The organism is Mesorhizobium sp. M0208, assembly GCF_040322015.1.
GTDB lineage: Bacteria > Pseudomonadota > Alphaproteobacteria > Rhizobiales > Rhizobiaceae > Mesorhizobium.
Genome location: NZ_JAMYSP010000014.1, coordinates 125263 through 142498, shown reverse-complemented (window position 1 = coordinate 142498; position 17236 = coordinate 125263). Strand labels below are relative to the sequence as shown.

At 61.9% G+C, this 17236-nt stretch carries 17 protein-coding genes and 1 pseudogene; 8 read left to right on the top strand and 10 right to left on the bottom strand.

The annotated features are described in order from the left end of the window. The first annotated feature begins 147 nt into the window (after positions 1-147). Together NKJ17_RS16590 and NKJ17_RS16585 are read left to right on the top strand one after the other, a co-directional pair. Entirely contained in the window at positions 148-1917 is a 1770-nt protein-coding gene (locus tag NKJ17_RS16590; RefSeq protein WP_254817502.1) for a glucan ABC transporter ATP-binding protein/ permease, read from the top strand. Positions 1918-2180: 263 nt separating this feature from the next. After that, positions 2181-2936, top strand: coding sequence for a heme ABC transporter permease (locus NKJ17_RS16585; protein ID WP_254817503.1), 756 nt, complete (start codon positions 2181-2183; stop codon positions 2934-2936). Positions 2937-2949: 13 nt separating this feature from the next. On the opposite strand, the gene NKJ17_RS16580 is transcribed toward NKJ17_RS16585, so the two are convergent. After that, positions 2950-4008: a D-TA family PLP-dependent enzyme gene (locus NKJ17_RS16580; RefSeq protein ID WP_352506556.1), complete on the bottom strand. Its 1059-nt coding sequence runs from the start codon at positions 4006-4008 to the stop codon at positions 2950-2952. A 141-nt stretch (positions 4009-4149) separates the two neighbouring features. On the opposite strand from NKJ17_RS16580, the gene NKJ17_RS16575 reads away from it, so the two are divergent. Continuing rightward, positions 4150-4836, top strand: a complete 687-nt coding sequence (locus tag NKJ17_RS16575; RefSeq protein WP_352689425.1) for a D-lyxose/D-mannose family sugar isomerase — start codon at positions 4150-4152, stop codon at positions 4834-4836. Between the two features lie 277 nt (positions 4837-5113). Here the strand turns inward: NKJ17_RS16575 and NKJ17_RS16570 are convergent, their stop codons facing one another. The 7 genes from NKJ17_RS16570 to NKJ17_RS16540 form a co-directional block, all read right to left on the bottom strand. Next, positions 5114-5359 carry a hypothetical protein gene (locus NKJ17_RS16570; RefSeq protein WP_031193474.1) on the bottom strand — a complete coding sequence of 82 codons (246 nt, stop codon included), beginning with the start codon at positions 5357-5359 and terminating at the stop codon, positions 5114-5116. A 227-nt stretch (positions 5360-5586) separates the two neighbouring features. Continuing rightward, positions 5587-6453, bottom strand: a complete 867-nt coding sequence (locus NKJ17_RS16565) for an RDD family protein (RefSeq protein WP_352689424.1) — start codon at positions 6451-6453, stop codon at positions 5587-5589. Continuing rightward, the gene (locus NKJ17_RS16560) at positions 6440-7471 is read right to left on the bottom strand and encodes a stage II sporulation protein M (RefSeq protein WP_352650541.1); all 1032 of its coding nucleotides are present in this window, start codon (positions 7469-7471) and stop codon (positions 6440-6442) included. The genes NKJ17_RS16565 and NKJ17_RS16560 overlap by 14 nt, the downstream gene beginning before the upstream one ends. After that, positions 7468-8775, bottom strand: a complete 1308-nt coding sequence (locus NKJ17_RS16555; RefSeq protein ID WP_352689423.1) for a DUF58 domain-containing protein — start codon at positions 8773-8775, stop codon at positions 7468-7470. The genes NKJ17_RS16560 and NKJ17_RS16555 overlap by 4 nt, the downstream gene beginning before the upstream one ends. Then, the gene (locus NKJ17_RS16550; RefSeq protein WP_352689422.1) at positions 8772-9728 is read right to left on the bottom strand and encodes an AAA family ATPase; all 957 of its coding nucleotides are present in this window, start codon (positions 9726-9728) and stop codon (positions 8772-8774) included. Before NKJ17_RS16550 ends, NKJ17_RS16555 begins: the two co-directional genes overlap by 4 nt. Beyond that, positions 9715-10914 carry a DUF4350 domain-containing protein gene (locus tag NKJ17_RS16545; protein ID WP_352689421.1) on the bottom strand — a complete coding sequence of 400 codons (1200 nt, stop codon included), beginning with the start codon at positions 10912-10914 and terminating at the stop codon, positions 9715-9717. The genes NKJ17_RS16550 and NKJ17_RS16545 overlap by 14 nt, the downstream gene beginning before the upstream one ends. Next, positions 10911-11537 carry a DUF4129 domain-containing protein gene (locus NKJ17_RS16540; protein WP_352689420.1) on the bottom strand — a complete coding sequence of 209 codons (627 nt, stop codon included), beginning with the start codon at positions 11535-11537 and terminating at the stop codon, positions 10911-10913. Before NKJ17_RS16540 ends, NKJ17_RS16545 begins: the two co-directional genes overlap by 4 nt. A gap of 150 nt (positions 11538-11687) precedes the next feature. Here NKJ17_RS16540 and NKJ17_RS16535 point away from each other — a divergent pair, with 150 nt between their 5' ends. Next, the gene (locus NKJ17_RS16535) at positions 11688-12470 is read left to right on the top strand and encodes a hypothetical protein (protein ID WP_352689419.1); all 783 of its coding nucleotides are present in this window, start codon (positions 11688-11690) and stop codon (positions 12468-12470) included. A 65-nt stretch (positions 12471-12535) separates the two neighbouring features. On the opposite strand, the gene NKJ17_RS16530 is transcribed toward NKJ17_RS16535, so the two are convergent. Both NKJ17_RS16530 and NKJ17_RS16525 read right to left on the bottom strand, forming a co-directional pair. Next, the gene (locus tag NKJ17_RS16530) at positions 12536-13009 is read right to left on the bottom strand and encodes an N-formylglutamate amidohydrolase (RefSeq protein WP_352689418.1); all 474 of its coding nucleotides are present in this window, start codon (positions 13007-13009) and stop codon (positions 12536-12538) included. A gap of 23 nt (positions 13010-13032) precedes the next feature. Next, positions 13033-13284: pseudogene (locus NKJ17_RS16525) on the bottom strand (cysteine hydrolase); the annotation flags it as partial. Between the two features lie 152 nt (positions 13285-13436). Between NKJ17_RS16525 and NKJ17_RS16520 the strand changes: the two are divergent. The 4 genes from NKJ17_RS16520 (at position 13437) to NKJ17_RS16505 (ending at position 16877) form a co-directional block, all read left to right on the top strand. After that, a complete protein-coding gene (locus NKJ17_RS16520; protein WP_352689417.1) occupies positions 13437-14159 on the top strand; it encodes a LuxR family transcriptional regulator in 723 nt (240 codons plus the stop codon). A gap of 83 nt (positions 14160-14242) precedes the next feature. Further along, complete coding sequence (locus tag NKJ17_RS16515) at positions 14243-14902, top strand: acyl-homoserine-lactone synthase (protein WP_352689416.1); 660 nt, start codon at positions 14243-14245, stop codon at positions 14900-14902. Between the two features lie 37 nt (positions 14903-14939). Further along, the gene (locus NKJ17_RS16510; protein ID WP_352506544.1) at positions 14940-15974 is read left to right on the top strand and encodes a hypothetical protein; all 1035 of its coding nucleotides are present in this window, start codon (positions 14940-14942) and stop codon (positions 15972-15974) included. A gap of 468 nt (positions 15975-16442) precedes the next feature. Beyond that, positions 16443-16877, top strand: a complete 435-nt coding sequence (locus tag NKJ17_RS16505; protein WP_352689415.1) for a YybH family protein — start codon at positions 16443-16445, stop codon at positions 16875-16877. Positions 16878-17236: the final 359 nt, after the last annotated feature.

Here is a 17236-nt window from a genome sequence, read left to right as displayed (position 1 = left end):
ACGATCACGGCAAATTTCGAAGCGTCGTCATCTTTTGTTCGCGGAATGGGAACGGAAGAGGTAGACGAGCATTGTTTTGCGACGCGTCAACCGATACGAGTCAAAAAATGACGCACTGCACCATAAATAATTGGCGGAGTAGCTGAAGTGTCACTTCTGCAAATCTACTGGCGAGCCCTTGGTTATCTCGCTGCCGACAGGAAACGCGTTGCGTTTATCTGCGGGGCGAATGTCGCGCTTGCCATTATCGCCATTCTCGAGCCGATTATGTTCGGCCGGGTGATCGATGCCATTTCGGACCGCGGCTCGGTATTCGCGACACTCGCAATGTGGGCCGGCCTCGGCGCGTTCAATATCATCGCCTTCGTTCTGGTAGCGCGCGGCGCCGACCGCTTTGCCCACCAGCGGCGCAGCGAGGTTCTCTGCCAGTCGTTCGAGCGCGTGATCACCATGCCGCTTGCCTGGCATCATCAGCGCGGCACCTCCAATTCCCTGCACACGCTCCTGCGCGCGGTCGAGACCCTGTTCAGCCTCTGGCTCGAATTCATGCGGCAGCATCTGTCGACCGCGGTTGCGCTGGTTCTGCTGGTGCCCACCGCGCTCAGCATGGATATCCGCATGTCGATGGTGCTGCTGGCGCTTGGCGCGCTCTATGTCGGCATCGGACGGCTGGTGATGCGGCGCACCAAGGAAGGCCAGGCGGCCGTAGAGCGGCACTACCACAAGGTGTTTGCGCATGTGACGGACTCGGTCAGCAACGTCGCCGTCCTGCAGAGCTACAACCGCATCGGCCATGAGACCGAGGCGCTGAAGCGCTACGTCAAGAACCTGCTCGACGCACAGAATCCGGTGCTCGACTGGTGGGCGATGGCCAACGCGCTGCACCGCCTGTCGTCGACGATTTCGATGATGGTGGTGCTCTTGATTGGCGCCTATCTGGTGACGCACGGCCAGTTGCGGATCGGCGACGTCATCGCCTTTACCGGCTTTGCCACGCTGCTGATTGCCCGGCTCGACCAGATGTCGGCGTTCGCCAACCAGATTTCCGAGGCGCGCGCCAAGCTCGAGGAATTCTATCATCTCGAGGACTCTGCATCCGACGCCGCCGAACCCGATGGGCTGCGCGAGCTCGTCAACGTCACGGGGCACGTCCGTTTCGAGAATGTCTGCTTCGAGTTCGGCAACTCCGGGCAGGGCGTCGACGACGCGTCGTTCGAGGTCCAGGCCGGCCAGACTGTCGCTATCGTCGGCCCCACGGGCGCCGGCAAGACAACGCTCATCAATCTTCTGCAGCGCGTCTTTACCCCGTCCAGCGGCCGTATCCTGATCGACGGCATCGACACCCGCACGGTGACCCGCAAGTCGCTGCGCCATTCGATCGCCACCGTGTTCCAGGATGCCGGCCTGCTCAACCGCTCGATCGAGGACAACATCCGCGTCGGCCGTGCGGAGGCGACCTATGACGAGGTCCATGCCGCGGCCAATGCCGCCGCCGCGCAGGATTTCATCCTGTCGAAGAGCGAGGGCTACGACACGGTCGTCGGCGAACGCGGCGGACAGCTGTCCGGTGGCGAGCGCCAGCGCATCGCGATCGCCCGCGCCGTGCTGAAGGACGCGCCCATCCTGGTTCTCGACGAGGCGACCAGCGCGCTCGACGTCGAGACGGAAGATCGCGTCAAGGACGCCATCGACGAGTTGCGGCGCGGCCGCACCACCTTCATCATCGCTCACCGCCTGACCACCGTTCGCGATGCCGATCTGGTCGTGTTCATGGACAAGGGCCGGGTGGTCGAGATGGGCGGGTTCACCGAACTGTCGCTGCGCAACGGTCGCTTCGCCAGCCTGCTGCGCGCCGGCGGCCTGCTCAACGACGAGGAGGTTCGCCGCCTCAGCCGCCCGGTGAACGAAGCCGCCTGAGCAGCGCGGCCTGCCTTCTCCCCTTGCTTGCGGGAGAAGGTGGCCTCGCGAAGCGAGGTCGGATGAGGGGATGCTCCGGCTTGGCTCAAATCTCATCCAAAATCCAGACTTCGGCGCACGGCGATCATTGGCGCCTTACTCGTCCAGCACCTCTCGTCCGGCTCGACGCTACGTGCCGATCCGCCTTCTCACGCAAGGGGAGAAGAGACGACGTACCGCCGCTGTGGTTGCCGCAACTCCGCCGGCGGTCTATGTAAGGCCGCATGAGCGACACGACTTCACGCCCCTCCGGCTGGATGGATATTGCCAACCCGACGCGGTTCGTCGGGCTTGCCGACAAGGTTGTGCCGTGGCTGGCGAGCGTCGCCGCCGTCGTCCTCGCTGTCGGTCTCTATATGAGCTTCACGGCGCCTGAGGACTTCCAGCAGGGCATCACCGTTCGCATCATGTATATCCACGTGCCTTTCGCCTGGCTTGCCATGATGTGCTACACGCTGATGGCGGTCTCGGCACTGGGCACGCTGGTCTGGCGCCATCCGCTGGCCGACGTGGCGCTGAAATCGGCGGCACCCATCGGCGCCGTCTTCACCGCCCTTGCGCTGATCACCGGGTCGATCTGGGGCAAGCCGATGTGGGGCACCTGGTGGGTGTGGGACGCGCGGCTGACCTCGGTTTTCATCCTGTTCCTGATGTATCTCGGCATCATCGCGCTGACCCGCGCGCTAGACGATGCCGGGCGCGCCGCCTGGGCAGCGGCCATCATAACCCTGGTAGGCTTCATTAACATCCCGATCATCAAATTTTCGGTCGACTGGTGGAACACGTTGCATCAGCCGGCGTCGGTGTTCCGTCTTGGTGGGCCGACGATAGATCCAAGCCTGTTGTGGCCCTTGCTGGTGATGGCACTCGGCTTCACCGTGCTTTTCTTCGCGCTGCACCTGACGGCGATGCGCACCGAGATCCGGCGCCGCCGGGTCATTTCGATGCGCCGGGTTGCCGCGAGGCAGGCTGAACGGTAACCAACCGATAGTATCAAGCCATACGCCCGCGTGCTGCCACCGGCAGCGTCTTGATCACCTTGTCCCCTTCGATCAGATGCACCTCGTCGAACAGGTTGGTGACGACGCAGCAATGGTCGGGTACGACGCGCACGCGCTCGCCGATGCGAAGCTTGGCGCCGCCTGACAGCGTGACGTTGCCGTGCTCTTCGCTGAGGCTGGTCACCCTTGCGCCTGAAATGCCCAGCAGCTCGCCGAAATCGGCGAGCCCCAGCGTATCGCTGGAGAGCGCCTTGCTGCCGGCGTCGAGGATGGCGCGTGTCGGCGTTGGGTGGCTGACCACCGTCGACAGCACCGTCAGTGCGCAATCGTCGAGGCTGCCGACGCCTTTGGCGACCTGGTAGCGGTCGAGATAGATGTAGGTGCCGGGCCGGTATTCGGTAACGACGCTATGCTCGCCGGAACGCCACATATCGGGTGTGCCGCCGCTGGAGATGCGCTCGCAAGCAAGGCCGGCTGCGGCAAGTGCTTGCTGCGCATCGGCGAGCCACGCCTCGGTTTCGGCGGCGCGGCCCGCCCCCGGGTAGGTCATCAGGCCGCTGAAGACGAGCCCCCGGACCTTGTCGATCTCGCTCGCCAGCGCGACTGCCTCGCCGGCCGACTGCACACCGCAGCGGCCCATGCCGGTGTCGCATTCGACCAGCACCGGCAGGCGGTGGCCGGGATCGGTAAAGGTGGCGGCAAGCCCCATCAGCGTGTCCATGCTGTCCGTTGTCACCGACAGCGTTACGCGGCCGTGCAGCGCCTTGAGGCGTTCCAGCTTGGCCCGCCCGAGGATATTGTAGGGCAGAAAGATGTCGGTCAGTCCGGCATCGGCCATGATTTCGGCCTCGCCGATCTTCTGGCAGGTGATGCCGATGGCCCCGGCCGCGACCTGCTTTTTCGCCCAGTAGGGCAGCTTATGGGTCTTGATGTGCGGCCGGAGCTTCAGCCCGTGCCGGTCGGCATGGGCCTGCGCCCGCGCGATGTTGGCTTCTGCGCGGCGGGCGTCGATCAGGATCGCCGGCGTATCGAGGTCGTCTATGCTGCGCATGGAATGTCACCTTTGGGAATTTGTCGGGACTTATGGCCCTGATCGTCGCCGATGTCATGAGGCCAGAATGCGGTTTACGTCGACACCGGATCGGTGTTCGGTTATGCGCTGTAGGCACCGCCTGAAGAAGGGATCATGATCATGAAACGCTCCGCCATCAACAACATCATCCGCGACGCCGACGCCTTCATCCGTTCGTTCGGCTACATCATGCCGCCCTTCGCCTACTGGACCCCGGACGAGATGAAGGCGCACCGGCAGGATTCGGCGGCCATCTTCTCGTCGCGGCTTGGCTGGGACATCACCGATTACGGCCAGGGCAAGTTCGACGAGCTCGGCCTGTTCCTGTTCACTGTTCGCAACGGCCGCTACGAGGACATGAAGAAGGGCATGGGCATGCTCTATGCCGAAAAGATCATGATCTCGCGCAAGGATCAGCTGTCGCCGATGCACCGCCACAACATCAAGGCCGAGGACATCATCAACCGTGGCGGCGGCAAACTGGTGCTGGAGCTGTTCATGCATGATCGCGATGGCGGCATCGATCCGAAGGCCGAAGTATCGGTGCCTGTCGACGGAACCATCCACAGACTGCCTGCGGGTGGATTGCTGAAGCTCGACCCAGGCCAGAGCGTGACGCTGCTGCCGGGCGTCTGGCACGCCTTCTGGGCCGAGGGCAAGGACGTGCTGATCGGCGAGGTCTCGACCGTCAATGACGATCTCACCGACAACGTTTTTCGCGAGCCGATCGGCCGCTTCGCGGACATCGACGAAGACACAGCACCGCTGCATCTGCTGGTGTCCGATTATGAGAAGTGGGTGGGCTAGGGCAGGGTGGCGAGGAACACTTATGCTTGAGAGTGAAGGTCCTCGGCAATCAGCCGCTTCTGTCGCAAGTCGACCCGAGTCGTTGTGCACAGCTGATCCAGCGGCATTTTGACGTGGGCTTCGTCAAGCGGGATTAGCGCGTAGTAATTGCCCTCGCCGGGCTGTGGGATTGGCGTCGGGGCCGACTTGTCATCGTCGGGATCGACTCGTGAGGCGGCAATGATGACGCCTCGGGAATCGTATACCGCGTGAAGCGCTATTGGCATGTCTTGGCTCCTCAGGGAGAACTTATCGCCGCGAATCTTATTTGCATATCGTCCGATACGTTCGTCTGGATTACCTCGGTCTGGCCTGTCTCGTCGATGTAGGTATACAGGCTTTCCCAGCGCAAAGTGGCCGTGCGAAGGACGACCGCCGCACGTACCGAGTACCCCCAGTAGGCATCGCCTGTTCCGAGCTTCCAAAACCACACCATTTGGCTGCCAGCTCGTTGGAAAGTGGATTGAGTGACGAAAGTGGCCAAGGAAGTCTCCTTGAGGCTTGATTTCCGTAGAACCTGGAACTCTCGAGGAGTCTTCTTGCAACATCCGCTTGCGACTGCCAGAGGATAGGGAACACGAGCACCCTCGGACGGATAGGCATTTCAACCCCGCGAGACTGAATTTGCGGGAGAAGATGGCACTGGTCAAGCGTCAATCTTCGGTGGCAATGGGCGGCTGCGCACGCTTTTCGTGCATTTCCACTCCTGGTCTAACGCGCATGCTTGTCGGCCCTGCGGTTGCCCAGCAGAAGCTTGCGTTCGAGATGCGCCCGCAACTCCCCGTAATACGCCGTCAGGAATGGGCGCGCGTCATGGGCTTGTGGCGCTGCGCCGATCTTGCGTCCGATCGTTTCGGCCACCGTCCGCAGGGCGAAATAGTCGTCGCGGCGCAGCACCTCCTCCAGCTTGTGGAGTTCGGCAATCCCGTAGGCATCGAGCTGGGCGTGGCTGAACCGGAAGGCGCCGGCCGTCGGATCCTGCCGTGTCGACAGGTCTTCAAGCAAGGCGCGCTTCGGCGCCTCGACCACCCAGGTCCCCGCCAACAGGTCGCCGATCCGCATGCGGTCTCGATTGAACAGCGGGAACAAGGCAAACAGCAGCGTCCACACCAGTCCGAACACCGTCGTCAGCGTGTCGGCGAGGTCGGTCCCGCTGCGTCCGGCGATGATCGACAGTGGCAGGAACACCTCGATCTCGCGCATCAGGTTGCGGGCAATGACCTGGTCGATCGACAGGCCGTCGCCACTGCGCGACGCGACCCGGATGCCGACGATCCGCTTGCCTGGCGTAGCCGCGCGCCGGCCTGCTTCGAAGACGATGAAGTAGGCGTTGCGCAGAAAGAAGATCAGGATGATCCAGACGACGAAGAGCGGCTGAAACCCCTCGCTGCCAAGGCCTCCCACTCCGAACAGCCCGACGATCGTGATCACGATTGCAGCCACGGCGATGAACACGACGTCGAGAAGGAAGGCGGAGGCCCGTGTGCCGGCGTCGGCGAGCCTAATCCGGAGATCGACGCCTTCGGGCGTGATCAGCGGCCGTATGGCCGCGAAGGCGGCGCGCCTACCGATCGCCATGCCGCACCGCCCGGAACAGGTAGAAATATCCGAGCCACAGCGCCAGCATGCCACCGCCAATGGCGTAGCGCGTGACGTCGCTGGTGATGGTCTGCCTGCCAATGCCCTCGAGCAGCCCGGCAAACAGCAGCATGACCGAGACCCCGACCATGGCGTTCGCGGCGATGCGACCGGCGCGAGCCGCTGCCGCCATGCGTGTCAATTCGCCGGGAAAGGCGATGCTGGTGCCGATGCGCATGCCGGCCGCGCCGGCCAAAGCGATCGCGAACAATTCGGTGGTGCCGTGGATGGCCAGCCAACCGCCGAGCTCCATGCTAAGTCCCTTGGACCAGTAGACTTGGAACAACGCCCCGATCATACAGCCGTTGAACAGCATCAGCAGCACTGTCGGCACCGCGAAGGCGAAGCCAAGGGCGAAGGCCAGGATTGCGACCTGGACGTTGTGCGTGAACAGATAGGCGGCAAAGCCTGAGAGAAAGCCATTGTCGCCATCATAAAGCATGTTGCGCAGCAGTTCGGCCGAGGTGTCGGGGCCGCGGCCTCCTGCCAGGCCGGGCGGGATGATCGCGTCGAACCAGCTCTTGTCGGATGCCACCAGCCAGGCGCCTGCACCAATGCCGATCACCATCAGCGCGACCGACGCCAATGTCTCGCGCCACAGGTCGCGAATGGCCCCGGGCCAGTCGTGCAGGAAGAAATCGGCCAGGCGCTGCCGCAGCCCGCGACGCGCGCCGTAGAGATAGAAATAACCGCGCAGCGACAGCGCTTCGAGATAGCCGACCAACGCATTGTCGAGCGAGGTTGCGCGCGCCACCGACAGGGAAGACAACGCCGATCTATAGAGCAGGGGCAGCGACAGCAGCTCCTCTTCGGAAAGCGTCCGCGGCGCACGCTTCTCGACACGCGCCAGCAGCGCCTCGAATGCCTTCCAGTCGGCCTCGCGCTCGCGGCGGAAGCTGGCCAGCGACTGGCGTACCGCGTCGCCACGTGCAGCATTGTCGACGACTGGCGCCGTCACAGCAAGTCCTCCTGCTTGAACTGCAGATAGCGCTCGACCAGCGCGGGACCCAGCCGATCGTGGTCGGCTTCAATCACATGCGCCCCGAGCAGGCGCAGCCGGCCGATGACGACCTGCCTTTCGCGCAAAAGCCCTCCGGCGACGACCGCGCGGGCAACGTCCTCGCCGGAGCGTGGCGGCATATCGGCCAGGCCCTCCAGTTCGGTGTCCTTCATCAGCATGAACAGCACGAGATGCCGTTCGGTGAGCCGGCCCACGGTGCGCAGCATCAATTCCGCGCTGATCGGATCGACAAAATCGGTGAAGATGATGACGAGCGAGCGGCGGTCGAGCCGCGCCGCGAGCGTCGTCAGCGCCAGCGTGAAATTGGTCTCCTCGCTGGAATAGTCGATCTCCGCCGCTCGTTTCTGGATCATCGCAAAGTTGGCGGGGCCGCGTACCGCGCCGCTCGAAACGCGCGGCCTTGCATCGAAGCCAAACAGGCTGACCATATCGCCGCCCTTCAGCGCGATGAACGCCGACAGCAAGGCGGCCGTCACGGCGCGGTCCACCTTAGGCACACCGTCGACCGGCTCGCACATCAGGCGTCCGCTATCGATGGCCAGCACGATGTTATTGTTCTCCTCGATGCGGAACTCGCGCGCCAACAGCTTGCCGTGGCGGGCGCTGCGCTTCCAGTCGATCATCCGCCGGCCCATGCCCGGCTGGTAATCCTTGAGCGCGTCGAACTCGCGGCCTTGACCGGCGCGGCGCTGCGCATGGCCTTCGGCAAGCGCCGCATGTTGCAGAAGCGTGATCGCTTCGCCGCGAGCGCTGCTGACGTCGGGCAGCACCGCAATCTTGCTTTCCACCGGCAGCACGACCTGGTTCCAGACCAGCCCAAACGGCCCGCGCCAGCGCACCCAGAGACGGTCGAAGCTGGCGATGCCGCGCCGCAGCGCCTGGAAGCGGAGGTTGAGCGACCCGCCTCTGGCGGTCGGCTGCAAGGCCCCGCCGCTGCCGCTCACCGGCGCCAGACGCGCATCGTGGCCGACGCGAGCCTCGGCGGCGCGCGGCCCCGAGTGACGAGCGGTGATTTGCACGCCGAATTCCCCACCGACACCGACCAGCTGCGGCGCATCGATGCTGGCATTCAGCGATGCCCGTCCGCGTCCCGCCGCGGCATCCACCGCCAGGAAGGCAAGCAGCAGGCAACTCCACAGCAATCCCAGATACCAGAAGGACGGCAATGCCAGCGCGACCAGGAAGGCCGGCACCGCGCCGGCAGCAGCTGCCCACACCGCTCGGCCGCTGGGATAGATCAACGTGGTGCTTCCGTCCGGTCGACCAGGTCGGAGACGATCTGCTCGACCAGGCGGCCGTCGATCTGGGCGGCAGGCGAAAGGATGACGCGATGGCGCAGTGCCGGCACCGCCAGCGCCTTGACGTCGTCGGGGATCACATAGGCGCGTCCGTCCAGCGCCGCCCGGGCACGCGCCGCCCGCGCCAGCATGGCGCCGGCGCGCGGGCTCGCTCCGACTTCCAGATCGGCATTTTCGCGCGTAGCCCGAACCAGCGCCGCTATGTAGCCGACGACATCGTCGACAAGGGTGACGGAGCCGACGACTTCAAGGGCCTCCTGCAGCGTCTCGCGGTCTGTCTGCGCCGTGATGCCGTATTGCGCGATCTCGTGCGAGGCGGAGCCGCCGCCGTGATGGACGATGATGGCCCGTTCTTCTTCGGGGCCGGGATAGCTGACGCGGTGCTTGAACAGGAAGCGGTCGAGCTGCGCCTCCGGCAGCGGATAGACACCCTGGTGCTCGATTGGATTCTGGGTCGCGACGACCATGAAGTTGCGGCCGAGCGAATGCGTGGTGCCGTCGAAGGTGACCGCATGTTCCTGCATCGCCTCGAGCAGTGCGGCCTGCGTCTTGGGCGGCGTGCGGTTGATCTCGTCGGCAAGCAGGAGATCGCAGAAGATCGGGCCGCGCGTCAGCGTGAACTGCCCGGTCTGGAAGTTGTAGATGTTCGACCCGACGATATCGCCGGGCATCAGGTCCGGCGTGAACTGGATCCGCCCGTAGGCGATCCCAAGCGCCTGGGCGAAGCAGCGCGCGGTCATGGTCTTGGCCGTGCCGGGAGGACCTTCGAGCAGGATATGCCCGCCCGCAAACAAGGCGGTCAGCATCAGGTCGACTGTATCGTGCTGCCCGGTAATCGCCTTGGCAACTTCTTCCCTGATCCGTGTCGCCAGGGCCTTCACATCATCGACGTTCACCGAGCCTCCTTGCCGTCCAGTCGTGCAGCCGCTCTGCTGCCTGTTGCATCTGCGTCAGGTTCTTCGCCTCGCCGGCGGCTTGCGAACGCGTCGTAAAGCCGCCAGCTTGCCCCTTATCGCGAGAGTCGAGCCAGCGGTCGAGCGCTTTGCCTTGCAGTCCGTGCGGTGCCCCGAGCAGCGCGCCGGCGCGCACCCGCATCAAGGCCGCATAGCGGCCTCCCAGCTCGTCCAGCCGGCCGGCACGCCGCATGAGCATCGCCGTGGTATCGACCAGCGCACGCTTGCCGAAGGCAATCGCACGCTGGTCGGCGCGCGCCGGGCCGAACCGGCCAAGGCCATGCAGGAACGCCAGGGCCGCCGCGATCAGGATCGTCAGTGTCAGGGCCAGGAACGGCGGCTCGACCAGAAGCTTGGCCAGATCATACTTCCGCCCCGCGCCGTGCAGCGTCAGATCGAACATCACCGGACCGTCGTCGGGCTGGAGCAAGGCAATCAGCCCGAGCGCGGCTGCTGCCTTTTCGGGATCCTTGAGGGCGGCGTTGTTGATCAGGTCGGGGTCAGTCAGGATATAGAACGGCTTGTCGTCTAGTTCGGTAAGCACGGCCTTGTCATTGCCGGCTGCGATGAGAGGGTACTTGTCGGCCACCCACTGCAATTCTTCGGGTGCGGCAACCATGTTGCCTTCGATGTCGAGTTGCTTTGCCGTGCTCTGGCCGGCACCGATCTTCGCATCGGCGATGCGGCCAAGCCATTCGTTCACCACCGAACCGGGCAATCGCCCGAATTTCATGTTCCAGCCTTCATGCCCCTGCAGCGGCAGGATCTGCCATTTGGGCAGCACGAAGAGCGTGTTCTGGTCCTGGCGAAGATTGAGGATGCGGTCGAGCGCCTCCTGGTCGCTGTCGGGCGAGATGGTGACGATCAGCAGTATATCTCTGGCAAGATCATCTTCGGTCCGCGCCATCAAGGGCGCTTCACCGGTGAGCCGCAGCCATTCCACCAGACCGGCGTAGCCGACGCCGCTCTTCGACAGCGGCGTGGCGCCGCCATTGCGGGGTTGCCGGAAATCGGGAGCATAGGTGGACAGCAGGAAGAAACCGGCCGCCGCAAGCAGGCTGGCGAAAATCCCCCAAAACAGTGTCTTTCGATTGAACGGCTCCTGCGCCTCGACCGCCGGTGCGCTCACGTCCAGGCATCCCGGAAGGCGAAACGTTCATAGGCGCCGCGTGCTTGCCGCCAGCCTTCCGCGCCAACCGGCCGGCGCGCGAACAGCGCCGCCTCGACGATGCGGGCGATCTCGGTAAACGCATGGCGTGCCCTTCCCGGCAGGGAAGGGGCATTGGCGATGTCGCGCGCGGTGAGCGACGGGCGCAGGAAGTCCGGCAGCCGGCCGGCAATATCGGCGACGCTGCGCCGAAGCAAAAGGTGAACCGCCTCGTCATAGTCGCCGCGTGCGGCCAACGCATCCGCTTGCAACAACAGGATCTGCGCGGCGCCGGCGTCGGGGCGCCAGGCTTCTTCGTCTTCGACTTCGGGCCGCGCGCGCTGCCACGGCAGCCGCCAGGCGATGCCTTTCACCTCGAGGAAGACCAAAAGCAGGATGATTGCGACGCCCGATATCACCGCCCCCCAGAACAGATAGATCATGTAGGGGCCGAGCCACGACAAAAAATCCTGCAGCGGCTTCAGCCACTCGGGTGGCTTTGGCGGCATATAGGCCGGCAGGTCGAACTGGATCGACTCATCGGCGATCAGCTGCTTGTGAAGATTGGTCAGCCGTTCGGCTTCCGCTGTGCCTGGCTGTGCCACCGCCACCCGCTCCCCTGCAACCTGTGGTTCCCAGCCGACACTGACAATGCAGCACAAGAATTGCAAGTGGGCTGGACGGCGACCGTCAATCTTGGCAGAATTACTGTTAGGGCGCCGTGATACTGTTACGGCGAAACACGGGGGGAAATCATGGCTTCAACGACACTGGAACGGCCTGAGAAATTCGAGATCGGCAGGGTGTTCAACAACAGCTTCGCCGTAATCGGCCGCAACATCGGCTTGTGCGTTGGGCTCGCGCTGCTGTTTTCAGGCTTGCCGGCGATTATTCTTCGGCTGTGGAGCCAACCGCAAATAGATGCGGTTCTGCATGGCGACCCCGGCGCCGCGGCCGATCCCTCTATGGTGTTTCAGAATTCATGGATTACGGTTATTACGGGATTGCTATCGTTCGTTTTCGCGCTGCTGCTCCAGTCGGCGCTGGTGCGGGCGACGATCGAGGACTTGAATGGCAAGCGGCCGACGTTTGGCGACTGCATTCAGATAGCCATCCGCAATTTGCTGCCGACCCTTGGTATTGGCCTGCTCGTCGGCCTGGGTGTAGGCCTGGCGTCGATAGCCTTGCTGGTTCCCGGCATCATCTTATGGCTCGGATGGTGCGTGGCGGTGCCGGTTCTGATCCAGGAGCGGCTTGGCGTGTTCGGTTCGATGTCGCGCAGCCGCGTCCTGACCAAGGGCAACCGCTGGCCGCTATTTGGCCTCTTCTTGATCCTGATGGTCATCGCAATGGTCATCCAGTGGGTAATGCTTGCAGTCATCGTCATGTTTGGCGGGATCATTGCAGATGTGTTGGCAGCCTTGGTGTCGACCGTACTGTCGATGGTGCTGTCGGTGGCCACGGCGGTCAGCTATGTCGAACTGCGTCAGGTCAAGGAAGGCACCAGCGTCGAAGAACTGTCGCAAATCTTCTCCTAAGGAACTTCGCCAAGCTTTTCACCAGCGCCTGGGTTCACGCGTTACGCTTACGCAGCCGAGTCTGTTCACGAAGCTTGCCTCTGCCGCGCCGGCAACGCTGCGGCCAGGCGCTTCGCCCATTCCTCGATGCCGGTGCGGCTCGCCAGCAGGTCCTGCCTGATCTCGATGAGGACGGCGGGAATGCCGCGATCCTCGCCATGGACCGGTATGGCGTAGTCGCCGTCGCGGCTGATCACGTAGGGCTCGTTTGCCGCGACATTGAGCGCACCGTCGATGTTCAGGCCGGCAAGCACTGCCTGGCCGAACTCGATTGCCTGGTCGTAAAGGACGCCGGCGTGCCAGGGCCTGCCAACACCGAGGAAGACCGGGGTGAAGGAATGAATCGTCGCGATCCGCGTCGCTCTGCCCTGCTTCGCCTGCTCGTCGAGATGGGCGGCCACGCGGTCATGAAACGGCGCGAACATGATTTCGGCACGCCGGCTTCGTTCCTCCGGATCGAGGCCGACATTGCCGGGGATGTCCGTGTCCTCCGATTGCACCGGAATGCTGCCGCTGGAACCAAGCGGCCGTCCTCGGTCAGGCTCTGGATGATGGTGTGGATCACCTCGACGCCATTGGCCCGCGCCGCCAGCAGGCGCTCCTGGTTGGGGATCGTTTGCGACGCCGCCTGCCGGTAGAAATAGTGATCGGGCCCGCGCTCCAGATGCGCCGGATCAGCACCCGGCTCGAGCCAGACCCGCCGCATGTCGACCAAGAGCAGCGCGGTTTCGCCGGCCCGGAACGGCTCGTTTCGTTTCGGCAATGCTGGCGTCATGCTTGGGTCCTGTCAGTTGGTGATCACAATCCGGCTGATTTAGCTGATTTTGGTCCACGCGTCCTGCGTGGCGGACACACTTATTGGGAGTATTCGAAGTTGCTAATTTGAGTTAAACTTTGTTTTCGGGCGTGGAGACGGGGGTCTCTGTGATGATCGATTCAGACGTGTTCGACTTTGTCGAACGCTGCAGGAAACATACAGCCACCGGGCCGCTGCTGAGCGACCTTCTCGATACCGTGAGGAATCTCGGCTTCGAACATCTTATCCTGAGCGGTGTGCCGCTCAGTGGCCAGAAACTTGCGCCGATGGTTGAACTGAATGGCTGGCCGGCGGGCTGGTTCGAACGCTATGTCGAGGCCGAGCATGCCGCGGTTGATGGTGTTTGCATCTACTCGGCAAAGACCCTGAAGCCGTTCCTCTGGTCCGAAGTTCCGGCAAAGTGGTCGGATACGGAAGGTTCCCGACGCGTCGCCGGCGAGGCGACGGAGTTCGGCATCTGGAGCGGCTTCGCTGTGCCGATGCTCAGCATTCACCACTGGCAATCCGTGCTGTCGTTCGCCTCCTCCGCGAAGTGCTGCACCCTCTCGCCGCGCCATCAGGTGCAACTGGTGACCATGGCGGTCTACGCGGGCATGTCGATCCAGGCCTTGGCCAATGACGATGACGACCATGAGGGCGTGCTGACCGACCGCGAAAAAGAAGTGCTCTTGTGGGCCGCGGCCGGCAAGACCTCGTCGGAAACCTCGCAGATCCTTGGCCTGACCGAGCGCACGGTCAAATGGCACTCGACACGGGCTCGCGAGGCTTTTGGCGTCGCAACGACCACGCAGGCGGTCGTCGAAGCGGTGCGCCGGCGCCTGATCCATCCCTAAGCGCGTCAACTGTCCCATCGGACAGGTGACGTATATTAGCGCGACTGCGAGTATCCCTTTGAGAACGATCGGGGGATCGCGCCATGATAACGGCCCACGTAGTCAATGCGCATAACAAGCATCTCTATGAAAACGAATTCGACGAGTTTCTGCGCCGCCGGCACGATTTCTTCGTGCACCAGAAACATTGGCGCCCTCCGAGCCCGGACGGTCGCGAGCTAGACCAATTCGATACCGACGCGGCGACTTACCTGCTGGGTATCGAAGATGGTCGCGTGGTGACTTCGGCTCGATTGATCCCAACGAGCGAGCCGCATATGGTCTCGGAGGTTTTTTCTCACATGTGCGAAAAATCGGGCGTCCCGAGGCGTCCCGATTGGGCCGAATGGACGCGCACATTCGTCGTTCCCGACAAGCGCATCGCAGGGCTGCGCGGCACGCTCACACAACTGTGCTGCGCGGTGATGGAATACGCTCTCGACGAGGGCCTCGGCGCCGTCGGCGGCATCCAGGAAACCTACTTCATGCCACACCATGGCGCGCTCAAATGGCGGGCCGAGCCGTTGGGCATGGCCAGGGAAGAAAACGGCGAGTGGTACATCGTCGCGTATATCGATGTGAACGAGGCGGCACTCGCGAGTGTGCGGAAGATCTTGGGGATTGGGCGTTCGTTGCTGGTTCGGCGTGGGAGGCAGGTGCCGTTTATCGATCACAAAAGAAGCCTGTGGCAGGCAGCTTCATGAGCAGGGTATTCTTGAGTTCCTCAAAAGGAGCATCAGCATGTTAAATCGCGCAACGTTTCTGAGTAGTGTTTTCCTTATGGTTACGCCTTATGCTCACGCGCAAAACCCGTCATATTGCAGCGTGGCCTTGACAGAAAAAGCCTACGATAAAATTTCGTCAAACATAAATTCCACGCTTGCGTTTTCTACAAGAGATGATTTGTGTAGCAGAGAATACAGCAATGTGGGAGAGGCGCAGTCTACAGCAAGAAATAGTGGTTTTAGCTTGGGATACAAGCTACTTTCAATTGATGCCTCGGACGCAAAACAGTCGTCAACTGGTCGTTGGAACATATCAGAGACTACGTTCTGCAAGTCTACAGCATCTGATCTAAAATCGGCATTTTCTGGGGACTATGAGTCAGTTGTAGCGAGCATTGCTGTTAAGTCTTGGCTCGAATGCGTGCGCCAGTCTTCTGAAAATGCGTTATATATTGAATACACTGTATCTAAGGATGGACAAGATTTTGCAGGAACGCTACGTGTGACAGCAAATACGGGTTCTTTGAATAGGCAAATTACCGGTATTTCGGTTGTCGGAAGAGCAAAAAATTCAGTTAAATGCAATATTGGTGGAATAGTTTATGAGCCTGGTGACCCTCCGTCGAACCCCATAAATGTTGAAACTGCCGGGACCGCTATAGCTTGCGAGAAAGCGGGCGACGAAGGTGTACGAATAGCGTTACAGACCTCTGGTGGCTCAACTCCCTTCATCACACTGCCAAGCGTCAGCGATCTGAAATTTAGTGAGTCGGAAAAACTGATGCAGGAAACGGTGAGAATCGGTGAAGCAGTAGTTAGAACTGAAATCCGAATTCAGTCACTAGAAGGATTTACAACAAGCTTGTCAAAGATACAGTTGTATAAGTGCCCGAAGGCGACAAATCATTATGCGCCTGGTGGTTGGGCGACATTTGGGTGTGTTGGTCAAATTAGTTCAGAGAATATTTGTACAAGCTACACTTATGTCAGCGGTAGAGGTCATGTTGCAGATGAAAAACCATGTGCTCCAATAACGTTGATGTCTCAGTAAAAATTTAGTGAGCGGTGCTATTGCAGTAAGCCTAGCCAAGCACTGCCTTTTTCGGATGGCTCTGAACCCTCCGTTGCAATCCCCTTCATCCGCATTCCGGTGACAGTGCACTATTTTCTTTCCGCTGCCTGCCTCGTTTTCCCGGTTTCACGGCTTTGCCGATTTGCCCGGGGATGCTCGGCCCACGCGTGCATCGAAAACCGCGACATCGGCGACGCAGCAATACTCGATGAGCAGTTCTTGCGGAACTTATAGTCTTCGGACGTGAAAACACTTTGGCTCACTCATACGGTGCTGGGGAGCCGGCAGGCCGGGAACGCCGACAAGGTGCACCATGCCGCGGGGCGACGTGGTAAAAAGTGCACTCACCGCAATTCTGATCTATACTCCGGATACCAGCCCGAACGCCTACGGCAAGGGCGGATGAAGCGCTTGATACAGTTCTCTTTTTAGTCATGTGGCGATGTTATGATGTTAGCCTCCGACCTGACGAAATTTATCGAGCAGGATCATCTGGCTCTGGATGCCTTCGTAAAGGGCGATCCCGAGCCCTTGAAAAACCTCTACTCGCGACAGGACGACGTCATTATTGCCAATCCCTTTGGCCCGCCGGCGAAGGGATGGAGAAAGGCCGCTGAGATCATGGAACGGGCCGCCACCAATTACCGGCACGGCAAGGCCACCGGCTTTGAGCGCATCTCGGAGTATGCGACAGCCGACTTGGGATACATCATCGAGGTCGAGCGGTTCCAATCCAAGGTCGGTGGTGGCAACAAACTGGTGCCGATTGCGCTTCGAGTCACCACCATATTCCGGCGCGAGGAAGGCGCGTGGAGGATCGTCCTTCGTCATGCCGATCCGATAACCTCGGCACGCCCGCCGACGTCCATTGTCGGGGAGTAGAAGGGTTGCCGGAGAGGTTCTAGGAATTACGGTGACTGTGCACTAATTTCCTTTCGCCTGCCTCGTTTTCCGGGTTTCGCGGCTTTGCCGATTTGCCCGGCGATGCTCGCGGCCCACGGGCGCATCGAAAACCGCGACATCGGCGACGCGGCAATACTCGATGAGCAGTTCTTGCAGGACACATAGTCTTCTGACGTGAAGACACTTTGGCTCGTCCGTACGGTGCTGGGGGAGGCGGCAGACCGGGAACGCGGGCAGGGTGCACCATGCGGTCAATCTAGACACAACGGCGAGGGCGACCTGGTAAAAAGTGCACTGTCACCGTAATTCGTTCACCCGGTTGACGGTTGCCCGGCGTC